Source organism: Imperialibacter sp. EC-SDR9 (assembly GCF_902498805.1).
Classification (GTDB): domain Bacteria; phylum Bacteroidota; class Bacteroidia; order Cytophagales; family Cyclobacteriaceae; genus Imperialibacter.
The window spans coordinates 1-13,370 of the sequence record NZ_LR701613.1; the positions used below are offsets into that span (position 1 = coordinate 1).

At 48.1% G+C, this 13,370-nt stretch carries 13 protein-coding genes; 3 read left to right on the plus strand and 10 right to left on the minus strand.

Translation table 11 applies throughout. The features are described from left to right. Positions 1 to 181 precede the first annotated feature (181 nt). Entirely contained in the window at positions 182 to 460 is a 279-nt protein-coding gene (locus GC130_RS24225; RefSeq protein WP_152000957.1) for an aminotransferase class III-fold pyridoxal phosphate-dependent enzyme, read from the plus strand. Here GC130_RS24225 and GC130_RS24230 read toward each other — a convergent pair. The 7 genes from GC130_RS24230 to GC130_RS24260 all read right to left on the minus strand — a co-directional run bounded on the left by GC130_RS24230 (position 457) and on the right by GC130_RS24260 (position 6,850). Further along, entirely contained in the window at positions 457 to 747 is a 291-nt protein-coding gene (locus GC130_RS24230) for a hypothetical protein (RefSeq protein ID WP_152000958.1), read from the minus strand. The two genes, GC130_RS24225 and GC130_RS24230, sit on opposite strands and share 4 nt — an antisense overlap. Before the next feature lie 115 nt (positions 748 to 862). After that, positions 863 to 2,182, minus strand: a complete 1,320-nt coding sequence (locus GC130_RS24235; protein WP_152000959.1) for a DUF58 domain-containing protein — start codon at positions 2,180 to 2,182, stop codon at positions 863 to 865. Between the two features lies 1 nt (position 2,183). Next, the gene (locus GC130_RS24240) at positions 2,184 to 3,155 is read right to left on the minus strand and encodes a MoxR family ATPase (protein WP_152000960.1); all 972 of its coding nucleotides are present in this window, start codon (positions 3,153 to 3,155) and stop codon (positions 2,184 to 2,186) included. A gap of 40 nt (positions 3,156 to 3,195) precedes the next feature. Then, positions 3,196 to 4,350 (minus strand): DUF4350 domain-containing protein, encoded by a 1,155-nt coding sequence (locus GC130_RS24245; protein ID WP_152000961.1) that lies wholly within the window; start codon positions 4,348 to 4,350, stop codon positions 3,196 to 3,198. Further along, the gene (locus tag GC130_RS24250) at positions 4,347 to 5,039 is read right to left on the minus strand and encodes a hypothetical protein (RefSeq protein ID WP_152000962.1); all 693 of its coding nucleotides are present in this window, start codon (positions 5,037 to 5,039) and stop codon (positions 4,347 to 4,349) included. The genes GC130_RS24245 and GC130_RS24250 overlap by 4 nt, the downstream gene beginning before the upstream one ends. Beyond that, a complete protein-coding gene (locus GC130_RS24255; RefSeq protein ID WP_152000963.1) occupies positions 5,023 to 5,904 on the minus strand; it encodes a hypothetical protein in 882 nt (293 codons plus the stop codon). Before GC130_RS24255 ends, GC130_RS24250 begins: the two co-directional genes overlap by 17 nt. Then, positions 5,885 to 6,850 (minus strand): stage II sporulation protein M, encoded by a 966-nt coding sequence (locus GC130_RS24260; protein ID WP_152000964.1) that lies wholly within the window; start codon positions 6,848 to 6,850, stop codon positions 5,885 to 5,887. Before GC130_RS24260 ends, GC130_RS24255 begins: the two co-directional genes overlap by 20 nt. Before the next feature lie 44 nt (positions 6,851 to 6,894). On the opposite strand from GC130_RS24260, the gene GC130_RS24265 reads away from it, so the two are divergent. After that, entirely contained in the window at positions 6,895 to 7,593 is a 699-nt protein-coding gene (locus GC130_RS24265; RefSeq protein ID WP_152000965.1) for an RDD family protein, read from the plus strand. A 109-nt stretch (positions 7,594 to 7,702) separates the two neighbouring features. Here the strand turns inward: GC130_RS24265 and GC130_RS24270 are convergent, their stop codons facing one another. After that, positions 7,703 to 8,668, minus strand: coding sequence for an MBL fold metallo-hydrolase (locus tag GC130_RS24270; RefSeq protein ID WP_152000966.1), 966 nt, complete (start codon positions 8,666 to 8,668; stop codon positions 7,703 to 7,705). Positions 8,669 to 8,796: 128 nt separating this feature from the next. On the opposite strand from GC130_RS24270, the gene GC130_RS24275 reads away from it, so the two are divergent. After that, a complete protein-coding gene (locus tag GC130_RS24275; RefSeq protein WP_193217984.1) occupies positions 8,797 to 10,482 on the plus strand; it encodes a M14 family metallopeptidase in 1,686 nt (561 codons plus the stop codon). Positions 10,483 to 10,534: 52 nt separating this feature from the next. Here GC130_RS24275 and GC130_RS24280 read toward each other — a convergent pair whose 3' ends face one another. Continuing rightward, the gene (locus tag GC130_RS24280; RefSeq protein WP_152000968.1) at positions 10,535 to 11,803 is read right to left on the minus strand and encodes a dihydrolipoamide acetyltransferase family protein; all 1,269 of its coding nucleotides are present in this window, start codon (positions 11,801 to 11,803) and stop codon (positions 10,535 to 10,537) included. Between the two features lie 231 nt (positions 11,804 to 12,034). Beyond that, positions 12,035 to 13,294, minus strand: coding sequence for a competence/damage-inducible protein A (locus tag GC130_RS24285; protein WP_152000969.1), 1,260 nt, complete (start codon positions 13,292 to 13,294; stop codon positions 12,035 to 12,037). Positions 13,295 to 13,370: the final 76 nt, after the last annotated feature.

The window sequence follows — 13,370 nt, forward strand, 5'->3', positions numbered from 1 at the left end:
CTTCACTAAGTCCTGAAAAGGCCATTGAGGTTGCCAAATCAGTTTTTGAAATCCAAGTCATTACACCTTCTTCCAAAAGTCCTGTCAAGAAAACAATCCTTATAAAGGACGAACAAAAACAATTAGCACAGCTTTTCGACTTTCCCTAATTTGGGTGTCCCAGTGCGGAACTCAGGAAAGAATGCATCGGGCGTTTGGCAAACAAATAAGCGGTGATACGAGGGTGAAAAATGTGAGAGTTACCGGTACAATTCTGGCGCTGGATATCAATACAGGTGTTACGTCTTATTTCAATGACATACGCACCAGGGTGATGCCCTTTTTTCTGGAAAGAAACATTTTGCTAAGACCGCTGGGGAATGTGATTTATGTATTGCCACCATATGTGGTAAAGGAAGATGAGTTGGCAAAAGTGTATGAAGCTATTGAGGAGTTTTTATTACAAACTGACCCAGCTTAAGCCAGCTCGGGTCTTCTTATGTGCTTGAACCAGTAGAAGATTTCTCCTGCCAAGCCAATAATGATGAGTGTCAATATCCACTGCGACTTTCCTTGTAGGTTCAAATTTTCATTTCTCCGCACGTGAATTACGTAAAACACTAAAGCAACCAGCCTGACAGCCAACACAGAAGATAATACGCTTACTCCCCAATCGGTAATAAAGCGTGGCTCAAGCCAACCTGTAAGGATAATCGCAAACTGAAAAATGGCAGGAATCAGGTAGGTATCTGGTGGTATTTTATTCATGATAATCTTCCAGTTGATTTTGTAAATACAATGTATGACTAAAATATCAATTGTATACAGCTCTCAGTAGACTTTATTATTTGACAAAACATTTTGAAAACCCCTTGAAAGTGCGTTAAATCGCCCTTCTGCTTTTTAGCTCCAAGTACTTATTCACTACGTCTGCTGTCAGACTTTGTGGGGTGGTGTAAAGACTCAGGATGCCATGTTGACGAAGCAATTGCAGGATGGCGAACTTTTCGTTGAGCATGTTTTGGGCGATGGCCTGATGGTAAACCTCCCGCAGGTCACCGGCCTCCTTGGCAATCAGCACGTCGAGTTCTGTATTTCTGAAAATGATGACCAGCACGAGGTGTTTGCGGTTGAGCAGCTTCAGGTATTTCAATTGTCGCTCCAGCGAATACAACGACTCAAAGTTAGTGTACAGCAGCAGCAGACTTCTTGAAGCAATCTTCGCAGTTATCTGGGCATAGAGCATCCCGAAGTTGTGCTCGTTGAAGGCTGTTTTCTCATGGTACAGGCTTTCCATCAGCACATACATTTGCTTAGTACCCTTTTGGGCTGGCACGATGGTATCGGGTTTGTGCTGAAAAGTGACAAGACCCGCCCGGTCTCCCTTTTTTAGGGCAATATCGCTGATGGCCAGCGAGGCGTTGATGGCATAGTCGAGCAGTGTCATGCCTTCAAAAGGCATTTTCATTGGCCTGCTCTTATCAATCACATTGTAAATAGGCTGCGACTTTTCGTCGATGTAATGATTGATCATCAGGTGGCCTCTTCTGGCGCTTGCCTGCCAGTTGAGGTGGCGTGGGTCGTCGCCCGGTGTGTATTCCTTGATGTGGTCAAACTCGATGCTGTGGCCAATCTTCCGAAGCTTGCGTTGACCTTCTATCGACTGTTGCTGTGAAAAGGCCATCAACTCGTATTTGCGCAGGTGCAGAAAGGACGGGTACACCTTCACGGTTTGTTGGTGGTTCACAATGAAGCGCCGGTTGATCAGGCCGATTTTTGAGGCAGCCAGCAGGTTGGTATTGCCGAAGTCGTACTCTCCTCGTTCCGTCGGGCGCACGGAGTAGGATGCCATACGACTTCCGCCTTTGCTAGCCGTAAGCCTGATAGCCAGGTCCCTGATCTGAAATTGAGGGGGTAGCTCGTCCAGTGCGGTCACCTGCAAGTTGAAAGAGTAGCTATTGTTGATTTTCAACACTACGGCATTGTCGTCACCATTCGAGAACCGTTCCGGCAATTCTCTGTCGCAAGTTAACTCGCCTCGTGTGATGAAAAGGAGCATGAAATCGGCAAAGAACAGCACCAAAAACGCAAAGAAGGCAAGCTTAACCGGGACAAAAAGGGCGGGAAAGAAGTAACTCGCCACAAACCCAATGGTGAGGACAATTATGCTGTAATAGAACCGTTTGGTGGCGAATAGCTTCATCTTATTTGGGCACAGTGACCTGCTCAATAATCTGCTGACATACCTCCGTGGTCGTGAGCCCTTGCATTTCAGCTTCAGGGTTGAGGATGATCCGATGGTCAACCACCGGTTTGAATAGGTACTGAATGTCCTCCGGTGTGACGAAATCACGGCCCTGCATAGCGGCGTAGGCCTTCGACGAACGCAGCAGGTCAATTGATGCTCTCGGCGACGCACCAAGATACAGGGAAGGGTGGCTTCTCGTTTTGCCCACCAGATGAGCAATGTATTCCACCAGCGAGTTTTTGGTCAATATTTGCCGCAGGTTTTCTCTTATTTCTATTACCTCCTGCCGGTTGATCACCGGCTCAATAAAGCTCAGCTGCTTGAATCCAAAGTTGCCGTTGACCAGGTGCAATACCTGAAACTCTTCCTCCAGCTTTGGGTAGTCTACCTTAATTTTGAAAATGAATCGGTCTAGTTGGGCTTCCGGCAATCTGTAAGTTCCTTCCTGCTCAATGGGGTTTTGGGTAGCCAGCACCATGAAAAGGGGATCCAGCGGATAGGTGATGCCGTCGTTGGTGACCTGCTTTTCTTCCATCACCTCGAAAAGTGAGGCTTGGGTTTTGGCGGGTGCCCGGTTGATCTCGTCGATGAGCACCAGGTTGGAGAAAATAGGCCCTTTTTTGTAGTCAAACTCTGCCTTTTTGGGATTGAAAATAGAGGTGCCCAACACATCGGCGGGCATCAGGTCGGGAGTGAACTGAATGCGCTTGAACTCAGCGTCAATCATGCGGGCAGTCAACCTGGCTGTGAGGGTTTTGGCCACGCCAGGTACGCCCTCAATCAGCACATGGCCTTCTGCTAGCAGCGCCACAAGTATCAGGTCGAGCATTTTGTCCTGACCCACCAGCGCTTTCCTTGCCTCGGTCTTTATTTTAACTACCTTCTCGTTGAGAAGCTTCAGATCAATTCTGTTTTCAAATTCACTCATGCTATTTGTATATCAACTTCTGATTCCTTTTTAAAATTGTTCAACTCACTATCCTGTTGAGTTTTTCAGCCAGCACCACCAGCTCGTTGCCTTTTATCTGTTCCTTTTGCCTGATAGCAATCAAGGCTGCCAACGTAGCGTTGATCTCTTCAATGGGTACTTCGCTTCGCACCGACAGCATGTGGTTAAAATGCTCAGTTGGCTCAAAGGTTAAATAATATTTTTCCTTTACCCTGTGTATGAAGTGCCTGATCATCTTTTCTGCGAGGTTTTTATGGTTGCCTTCCTGAAAGTAGAGATTACCCAGCGTTTTCACATAAGTCAATGTGGTGTTTTCTGGTGGTGTCATCACTGGAATGGCTCGTTGTCTCCTTCGTGTTTCGATGATCAGAAAGACCAGCAACGCTACCAATCCCAGGTAAAGCGCCCACTTAAGTGCCTCCTGCGAAAGTATATACCGTAGCGGGGTTTGAACTTCGGGTCGGCCCAGCTGGTAGAAGTAGCTGAGCTGGGTGCGCTGCTCAGGGAGCAGGTTCAATATGCTCGCTGCAAACCGGTAATTGTCCTGATAGAGCAACCCGAAATTGGTGAAGATTAAAGGTGAACTGCACAAAATCAATTCGCCCTCACCAATTGTCTTTTTTATCACCAGGGGCTGGCTGTTTTCATCGGTGGCGATGATTTCCCATTTGTCGGCTTCAACTTCCTCAAACACCGCCTGTATCATCTGTCGGGGGTAGCTTGCTGAAGAGGAATCTGTGCGGCTGATTAATTGAATTTGATCTTCACCGAATATCTCCTCATTGACGAAGCTGTAGTTGAATGCCACCTTCAGACCCAGGGAATCGAGCCATGCCTGGGGAAATTGATGGGCTGCCAAAAAAACGGAGCTACCTGCGTGCAGTATCTCATTGATGCTTTCTTCATCGGTCGGGCTTAGCGCCATTTCCTGCGCCAAAACGACAACATTTTCATTGTCCGTGTAAAGCTGCGTAAAGTTATAGTAGCTGGTTTCAAGTTCGGGAAAAATGTCCAGCAGCCTTTGTGTGAGCACAAAACCTCCGAATGGATTTTTATCGTCTTCATGAAAGGTGATAGTCCAATCGAGCGGCTTGGGTGCTGTATATTGCACGATGACATAGCCAACAAAAAGGCCTAGAAAAACCCAAAGAAAGATTTTGTCCTTTTTGTTCATGCCTTTTTCTTTTCCAGGTCAGCCACTGTCGCCTTGCACAGTTGAACGTCGGTTTCGTCCGGCTCAAATTCTCCGTACCAGGTATACTCAAACACCTGCTTGAGCTGGATAAACTTTGATTTTTGGTCTCCACTCAACTCACTGGCATAGTCGGCGCCAGTTTTCCAGGAGCGAATCTTCAGCAGGTCTTGGTCGCTCAGGTTCGTCAGGCCTTTCATATACAAATACCGAATGGCCATTTTAAGGTCGCCAGCTTCCAGTGCCTCATTGATGAGTTTATTGTAATCAACCTGTTGGCTACCTCCGTACACAGTAAATGCTGAACTTCCGGCTTCATTTGATCTTGAAAAAACGGACCCGTATTGCATTTTGATAACCAGGTAGGCTGCACCAGCAACCACAGCAACAAGAAAAAGTAACCAGAGGATTTGGCCTATGTTTTGCCCGTTGGGCCCACCAAACAACCTGCCGATCAGGCTAAAAATCCAAAGCCATAATTGATCCCACAGCGAAATGCCTTCCGGCCGAAGGCTGACGTAGTCAAAAGCTGGATCGGCCTTGTAACCTTCCATAGCCACCTGGTCAAAGGCTCTCTCTCCCGCCAACCATCTGGCTTCGGCGTACAGCGTGCTACCGAACGCTATGCAGCTTGAGACAACAGCAAACGCCGCTTTACTGAATATTTTCAAAGTCCTCAATTTTGTTGATTAAGCCAGGGGCGCTGTTTCGTTCTGCCAAATTGAAATACTGAAAGCCGAGTGCAATCAGGGGGATGGAGTAGGATAAGTAGCCTCCAACTCCCAGGATTACCATGCTGATGGCCATGTACCAACTTGAAAAAATATTGGTAAAGGCGGCAGGGTCGGTATTGATCTTGTCTACCACACCCACCAGCTCAAACATATATACAGCGTAAAATGGCACGGAGAAAATCATCGATACCACATAGGAAATCATTACCGAAATGAAAAGCAGCCCGAAAGTGCTCCACCACTTGTCTTTGATGAGAGTAAATGCCCTTCTGTAGGCTTCCACCGGGCTCACTTTCTCGAAATAAAGAATAGGAATAGCCATCGACAGTACCACGCCGAAATAGAGCGCTGGTAGAAAGAAGAAGAAGACTGAAATGAAAAGAGTAATGCCCACAAGAATGCTCAGGAGGAACGTGGAACCAAACCTGCTCAGGGCATTGCGCAGCACGTCCATGGCACTAAACTCCGACGCTTCTTTTTGGCTGTAGAGCTCCATGAAGGCATAGGTTGTAAGCGACAACATAATGCTGGCAAAAATGGAAACCAGAAACATGACGAAATAGTTGGTGAAAAGAGTGGGGAGGTCATCTAGTATAGCCGGATTCTCTGGGTTGGCGGACATGCCCATGAAAAACCCCATAAACTGTTTCATCACTATGCCCATGATGAGGGCAGTGGGGCCAGCAACAAAAAGCAACGTGGTAAAAAGCTTTTTGAAGTTTGCTCTTATGAATTCGATGGTCGCATTCAGCTTCTGACCGAAGTCACGCATTTTGTACAACTCAATTTTTGGCGTGGTCATGAGGGTTGGTTTTTAGAGGCAAATAGAAAAAGTAGAATAGAATGAGCAGCAGCGACAGGCTGATGATCAAAAGCTTCAGGTAAAGTGGCCATTCGGTATGCCGTGTAACAAAGGACTCAATAAACCCCGCAACGATAAAGAAAGGAAACAAGCCAAGCACTACTTTAATCGCCTGCTTTGCGCCTCGCTGAAAAGAATGAATTCGGGGATAAGTGCCGGGAAACAAAAAGCCATTGCCGAGGACAATGCCTGCGGCACCAGCCACGATAATGGACCAAATTTCGATAGTGCCGTGAAGCCAGATGGTGAGGATGGTATCGTCGAAAAGCCCTTCTTTGAAAAAGAGGTAGTGAAAAGCTCCGAGCATCACACCGTTTTGGAATAGCACCCAGCCAGCTCCAACACTAAAGAAAAGGCCGAGAGCGAAAGCCACAAATGATACCCGGATATTGTTGGAGGTAATAGCCATGAACATGTAGTTGCCGTCCATCGAACTGTAAACGCCCATGGGGTCGCCTTCTTTGATATTGTTCGATGTCATGTCCACATAGGCATCGCCCAGGATCAATCGTACGAAGGTTTCGTCGTTGGCAGATGACAGGGCTCCTATAGAAACACCCAGCGCCGTGATGAGGAAGGCAATGAGGATGTATTTGTATGACCTCCGGATCTCTAAAGGCACCTCATATGCCCAGAATTTACCAAAACGCCCTTTCTCCTCCTTCTTGTTTTTATACACGATGGTATGCACCTTCAGTGCCAGGGCATTGAGATAAGTGAAAAGTTTGGTGTTGGGGTAATTCGCCTTGGCAAAGGCAAGGTCTTCGGTGAGGTGGATGTAGATAAGCGAAAGTTCGTCGGAAGAAAGTGTGCCAGTATTTGTCAGTTTCGACTCAAATTCATTCCATTTAGCCTGATTATTTTTTACAAATATTGACTGCTTCATTATCTTCCGCCCAAATATGCGTTAACATAATCACTAGAAGGGAAATGCCCAAATTTGTCACCAGTCAGAATATAGAAATTGACCTTGAGCTAGCCAGCCTTGGCGAAAGGATCCTTGCATTCCTGATTGACATGTTTGTGATTTTTGTATTCATAGTGTTATGCTTTTGGATCATTTCCACAGGTTTTGACCGACCGGAGTTCTACTTCATTCCATGGGTATTGGTCATGTTTTATTCCCTGCTTTTCGAGTCTCTTTTTCAGGGGCAGAGTATTGGCAAAAAAGCCATGAACATCAAAGTGGTGAAGGCCGACGGCAGCCCTGCCGGAATAGTGAATTATATCCTCAGGTGGGTGCTCCGGCTTGTCGACATCTACTTTATGAGTGGAGGCGTTGCCGTGATCACCATTATTGCGACTCAAAACGGGCAACGGCTGGGCGATCTGGCTGCGGGTACAGTGGTGATCAGACTGCAAAAGCAGGTTTCTAATGCTGACCTGGTTGCAAAAGTGGATGAAAACCATCAGGTGACGTTTCCAACTGCCAGGGTGCTGAATGACAGCCAGATTGAAGTCATCAGAAATGCTTTGAACCTGCGGAAGGAAGGACTCAACGATCAGGCAGTGATGCTGGTGTCACAAAAAATCAAAGACCTGCTGTCCATAGAAACCCCGATGCCTGATGTGAAGTTTTTGTACACAGTAATTGCCGACTACGAGTACATGGCGGCTAAGGAGATGTAGGAATCAAAAGTAAAGAGGTTACTAACTGCGGGAGCGCAGTTAGTAACCTCTTTACTTTCACGGAAATTCTTTAGCGTTCTTTTTATCAACACGGAGAGAATACGACTTTTTACTCATCGAGACGAATAACATCCCCCTCACTGGCCACACCAAAACCCCTGGCCCTCACAATTTTCCGCACTTCTTTATCCCAAATCAGCGGGTTGGTATGATTGAAATGAATAAAATGCACCTTGCTTCTTTCACTTTCGGGCAAGTCTTCAAATAGAACCATCGATTCTTCTACAAAAGGGTGGGGCACTTCGCTCATGTCACGGGCAATTTCTCCGTTTCGAAAAAAGGTGGCATCCAGAAAGGCCACGTCGGCAGATGCTACCAACTCTCTGATGCTTCTGTCCCACTTACTCCATTTGTCAATATCGGGGATGAAGATAATGCTCTTACTTCCGCTCTCAATGCGGTAGCCCACGGTTTCAGAAAACTCATCCCTGTGTGGAACAAGAAATGGGGTGATGGAAATGTCAGGAGAAAGCCGGGTTGTTGAATCGGCGGCAAGCTTTTGCAGACTGATATTTTCGAGCGCCACCAGCTGGCTCCAGGGGCCATTCTCTGTCAAGTAAGACCACATCACAGGCATGCCGTAAACTGGCACATTCGAAGTGCCCATGATCTCTCTACCCAGTTCCATCAAGCCGGTGTAGTGGCCCACGTGGGCATGGGTGAGAAAAATGCCATCGGGAGCGGTTTTGTTTAGACCAGACTTTTCATTCAAATCGTGCCATTGGCTTTTGAAGTCTGGCGTGGCTTCGATCATCCATACTTTGCCGACCGCTCGGTCAACTATGCCGAGGCTAACTACCCGCTCGGCCTCATGTTCGCCGTTGTAGTATCGCATGCAGCATTGCTTGGTGCAGCCAGCTTGAGGATAGCCAGCGTCTTGCGCAACTCCAAGCACCATAATGAATTGATCAGGCAATTCGGTGGAGGTCTGTTTAATTGAGTTCTCGGTGCACGAAGGGATGATCATGCTGATCAGCAGAAGGAGCACTACCTTGAAAACTTTCGGGCGTATCATGCTTCAATCTAGTGAAACATTCTAAATGTAGGGTTGATCGTTCAGCAATGAAACCTCCCTTCCATCACATTCTCTTTCAACGGCTCATAGGGCGTCGGTATCTTATTGCATCAATCAAACCGAAAGCCATGTTTAAAAAGTTGCTCCTCATTACTATCCTCGTAGCCAGCGCTCAGTTCACCCAGGCACAGAAGGAAGATCCTAAAAACCCTAATTGGGCGAAGTATCACACCACTGCCGATGCTTACTATTTGCTCCAGGAATGGGCCAAAGCCTATCCGAACCTGACCAAGCTGTATTCTATAGGGGAGACACTGAAAGGCACTCAACTGATGGTGCTGGAAATCACCAACAAAAGCAAAGGAGCCGCTGAAGACAAGCCAGCTTATTATTACGATGGCAATATCCACGCTGGGGAGCTTACGGGGGCCGAAGTAGCGCTGCAATACACCTGGCTGCTGCTCAGCAGCTATGGCAAAGACCCACGCATCACCAACCTGGTTGACACCCGCACCATTTACATCCGGCCCAAGTTCAATCCCGATGGGGCTGACATTGCCCTGACTACTCCCCAGGCGCTGCGCAGCACACCCCGACCCTACGATCAAGATGGCGACGGGCTGCTCGACGAAGATCCGGGCAACGACCTGAACAATGACAATTTCATCACCGATATGCGGGTGAAGAACCCGACAGGCAAATGGAAAATCAGCCTGGAAGATTCCCGTATTATGGTGGAAAGAGAGCCCAACGACCTGAGTGGCGACTTCTATGACATGTATGACGAAGGTATTGACGATGACAACGACGGATTGTACAACGAAGACGGCATTGGCGGCATTGACATGAATCGCAACTTCCCCCGCAACTGGGGACTGGAGTCGGAGCAAAAGGGAGCGGGCCCTTATCCGCTTTCGGAGCCGGAGACGAGGGCAACAATTGAGTTTTTGAGTACGCACCGCAATATTACTGGCATTTTCCATGGCCACACTGCCGCTGGCTTCCTTTACCGATTGCCTTCAACTACTAATTGGGACAACTTTAATATGGAAGATCAGCGCCTCATCCTTGAACTCTCCGACAAATATGCCACTACCACCAGCCAGAAAGTGGTGCCCAGCTATAGCAATCCACGGCTGCACCGCCACGGCACACTGATCAGCTGGGGCTACTGGGACTACGGTGTCATAGGCTTTGTGCCGGAATTCTGGGGCGCCTTCCAGGCCGACGCCAATAAAGACGGCCGGGTGTCTGACCTGGAAAGAATGCAATGGAACGATGCTGAGCTGGGTGGCAAGGGTTTTGTGAACTGGCAGGTGTATGATCACCCGCAGCTCGGTAAAGTTGAAATAGGCGGCTGGGACTATAAGTTTACCCGCCAGAATCCACCCACGAAATACCTGAAGGGAGAAATAGAAAAGTATGTCGAGTGGATGCTATGGCTGGCAGAAACCGGCCCGAAGATCGCCGTTTCACAACCGAAAGTAGAAGTGCTCGAAAAAGGTAAGTTGGTGAAAGTGAGCCTGACGGTAGAAAACGACGGCTATTTGCCGACAAATATCACGGAAAGAGCCATAGAGCTGGAGATAGCCAAACCAGTTAGGGCGATCGTGGATCTAAGCGGCGCCGAGCTGGTCAGTGGTAAAATGAGAACAGATCTGGGAAACCTCGCCGGGCGCCGAGATGGAGAAAGTGCCGACCGCACCAAAACGATTGAATATGTTTTCAAAGTAACCGTTAGCGCTGCCAAAGCTACCATCACCATTGATTCAGAAAAAGGAGGGAAGGTGAAGAGGGAGATTAGTCTTAAATAAACGAAAAGAGCTCGCCATTTCCGGCGAGCTCTTTCTTTAACTTTAGTTATCTTCAAATAGAACGAGTCGTATCAAACTGTTCCAAATAATCTGCTACCTTTCTCACAAACATGCCGCCGAGTGCGCCATCTACCACCCGGTGGTCGTAGCTGTGGCTGAGGAACATCATGTGGCGGATGCCGATAAAGTCGCCCTGTGGGGTTTCGATTACCGCTGGCTTTTTCTTTACAGCGCCCACAGCCATAATAGCCACCTGAGGCTGCATAATGATAGGCGTACCCATGATATTGCCAAACCCACCCACATTGGAGATGGTATATGTACCGCCCGATAACTCATCCGGCTTCAGACTGTTGGTGCGGGCACGTTCAGCCAGGTCGTTCACAGCATGGGTGATGCCGAGGAGGCTCAGCTTGTCTGCATTTTTGATCACAGGCACGATCAGGTTGCCTGAAGGCAGGGCTACGGCCATGCCAATGTGTACCGCCTGGTGTCTGATAATTTTTGTGCCATCCACTGAGATATTGATCATCGGAAAGTCCTTAATGGCCTTCACAATGGCTTCAATGAAAATGGGGGTGTAGGTAAGTGCAGCCTTTTCTTTTTCCAAGAAAGGGCGCTTCCATTTGTTTCTCCAATTCACCACGTTGGTCACGTCTACTTCCACAAACGAGGTCACGTGGGCACTGATCTGCCTGCTGCTTAGCATGCGTTCTGCAATCATCTTGCGCATGCGATCCATTTCGATGATTTCGTCGTCGCCGCTGTAGGTGATTTTTACAGGTTCGGCTACTTTAGGAGCAGCACCTTTTCCTCTGGTTTGAATGTAAGCGAGGATGTCATTTTTGGTCACACGGCCTTCCTTGCCATTGCCGGGAATTCCTTCTAATTCTGAAGTGCTGATCTTTTCCTCTTTGGCAATACTCATCACGAGGGGAGAGTAGAACCTGTCGGAGCTAGGCTTTGCCACGGGGGCGTGGCTCACTGCTGCTACGGCGGTATCGACCATTTCCGTAGCGAGCGCCACAGCGTCTTTCCCATTCTCCGAAGCGTCGGGAGCATGGCCGTTCTCGCCACTCCCTTCTATTTCTATGATAGCAATGGCTTTGCCCACCTGCACTACTTCACCCTCTTTGGCCAAAATCTCTTTCAACACGCCAGCGTGGGTGGCGGGCACCTCCGTATCCACTTTGTCAGTAGCCACTTCCAGCACTGACTCATCCTGTTCAATGGTCTCTCCTGGCTTTTTCAACCATGAAAGGATGGTTCCTTCCATTATACTTTCACCCATTTTGGGCATCACCATTTCAACTACTGCCATGTCACTAAGTATTTCGTATCCTTTTGGGTAATAGGTTATTTGTATTGTTGTTTGTTGCTTTTCAAAACATTCTTCTAATTCATCGTCTTTTTATAGACGAAAACCTAAGAATCGTTTGTTTACAAAATAGAGTTCACGGCCTCTAAGTTAACATTTTAATGGGAATGATGTGCAATTTTTCCTTGCAGTGTCGTAAGCTTTGCCAAACTACCGCTATCTCACTTGTTTCTATTAGGCCCGTGCTTCCATTTCCATCAGCGACGTCCTCAAAAGATTGAGTGTGTGCAACGCACTGGCGTGGATATTGATTTGCCTGTCGGTGGTTAGTTGCAGTTTTCTGGTAAAAGTTTGGCCTTCGAAAGCACAGGCAATCCACACAGTGCCTACCGGTTTTTCAGGTGTGCCTCCGTCAGGCCCCGCCACGCCCGAGGTAGCCAGGCCAATATCCGTTTTTAGCCTTTTTTTCACGCCCTCGGCCATTTGTCGCACCGTTTCTTCGCTCACTGCGCCAACTGTGTCGAGTGTTTCCTGCTTCACACCCAACTCATCGGTTTTGATACGGTTGTCGTAGGAGATAATGCTGCCCATATAATAGGCAGAACTGCCTGGGACGCTCGTGATCTCATGGGCCAGGTAACCACCTGTGCAGCTTTCGGCGGTAGACACGGTTAGCTTGCGCTCCAGTAGCAGTTTGCCGATGGCTGATTCAATGGTTTCCTGGTCGTAACCGTACACAAATTTTTGGATGTCGGGCAGCACCCGGTCGATCTGCTCCTGTACCTCTTTTGCCAGCGTATCGAGGTTTGGGCCGGCACCCGTTAGGCGCAGCTTCACCTCTCCCGGACTGGGAAGGTAGGCCAATTTGATATGAGGAGGCAGGCTGGTTTCCCACCACTCAATTTTGTCCGACAACCATGATTCACCAATGCCAATGGTGCGGATCATTTTGTGGTAGATAACCGGTAGGGTGTATTTCTCTCTAAGCCTTGGGATCACCTGTTCGCTGATCAACACCTTCATTTCATAAGGCACGCCCGGTAGCGACACAAAGGTTTTATTGCCTCTTTCGAACCACATCCCAGGCGCTGTGCCCATGCGGTTGGTCAGCTTTGTGCTTCCAACTGGCAACCACGCTTGCTGGCGATTGGTGTCAGTCATTTGAAAGCCTCGTTTCTCGAAAAGCATAGTGATTTCTGCCAATGCTTCTTCATGCAATGCCAGCGCCATACCAAAATACCTGGCCAATAGTGGTTTGGTGAGATCATCCTTTGTTGGGCCCAGGCCGCCAGTGATGATGATAATATCAGCTCTTTTTTCTGCTTCCGCAAAGGCGGTCATCATTTCGTTTTCCACGTCGCCCACGGTGGTTTTACGAATCACTTTGATGCCACGCTCCGAGAGCTGCTGCCCGATCCAGGTGGAGTTGGTGTCGTGGATTTGTCCATAGAGGATTTCATCGCCTATGCTGAGTATTTCTGCGTTGATGTGCATGGATGGGATGTTGTTCGTTATTCTGGCGAAAGTTAACAGATCGCTGTGTTATCAAGCTGGCTTCGGCTACATTAAA

Excerpts from the sequence above, each read along its gene's own strand:
- GC130_RS24225 (WP_152000957.1), top strand. The coding sequence starts at position 182 with ATGCATCGGGCGTTTGGCAAACAAATAAGCGGTGATACGAGGGTGAAA.
- GC130_RS24230 (WP_152000958.1), bottom strand. The coding sequence starts at position 747 with ATGAATAAAATACCACCAGATACCTACCTGATTCCTGCCATTTTTCAG.
- GC130_RS24235 (WP_152000959.1), bottom strand. The coding sequence starts at position 2,182 with ATGAAGCTATTCGCCACCAAACGGTTCTATTACAGCATAATTGTCCTC.
- GC130_RS24240 (WP_152000960.1), bottom strand. The coding sequence starts at position 3,155 with ATGAGTGAATTTGAAAACAGAATTGATCTGAAGCTTCTCAACGAGAAG.
- GC130_RS24245 (WP_152000961.1), bottom strand. The coding sequence starts at position 4,350 with ATGAACAAAAAGGACAAAATCTTTCTTTGGGTTTTTCTAGGCCTTTTT.
- GC130_RS24255 (WP_152000963.1), bottom strand. The coding sequence starts at position 5,904 with ATGACCACGCCAAAAATTGAGTTGTACAAAATGCGTGACTTCGGTCAG.
- GC130_RS24260 (WP_152000964.1), bottom strand. The coding sequence starts at position 6,850 with ATGAAGCAGTCAATATTTGTAAAAAATAATCAGGCTAAATGGAATGAA.
- GC130_RS24265 (WP_152000965.1), top strand. The coding sequence starts at position 6,895 with ATGCCCAAATTTGTCACCAGTCAGAATATAGAAATTGACCTTGAGCTA.
- GC130_RS24270 (WP_152000966.1), bottom strand. The coding sequence starts at position 8,668 with ATGATACGCCCGAAAGTTTTCAAGGTAGTGCTCCTTCTGCTGATCAGC.
- GC130_RS24275 (WP_193217984.1), top strand. The coding sequence starts at position 8,797 with ATGTTTAAAAAGTTGCTCCTCATTACTATCCTCGTAGCCAGCGCTCAG.
- GC130_RS24280 (WP_152000968.1), bottom strand. The coding sequence starts at position 11,803 with ATGGCAGTAGTTGAAATGGTGATGCCCAAAATGGGTGAAAGTATAATG.
- GC130_RS24285 (WP_152000969.1), bottom strand. The coding sequence starts at position 13,294 with ATGCACATCAACGCAGAAATACTCAGCATAGGCGATGAAATCCTCTAT.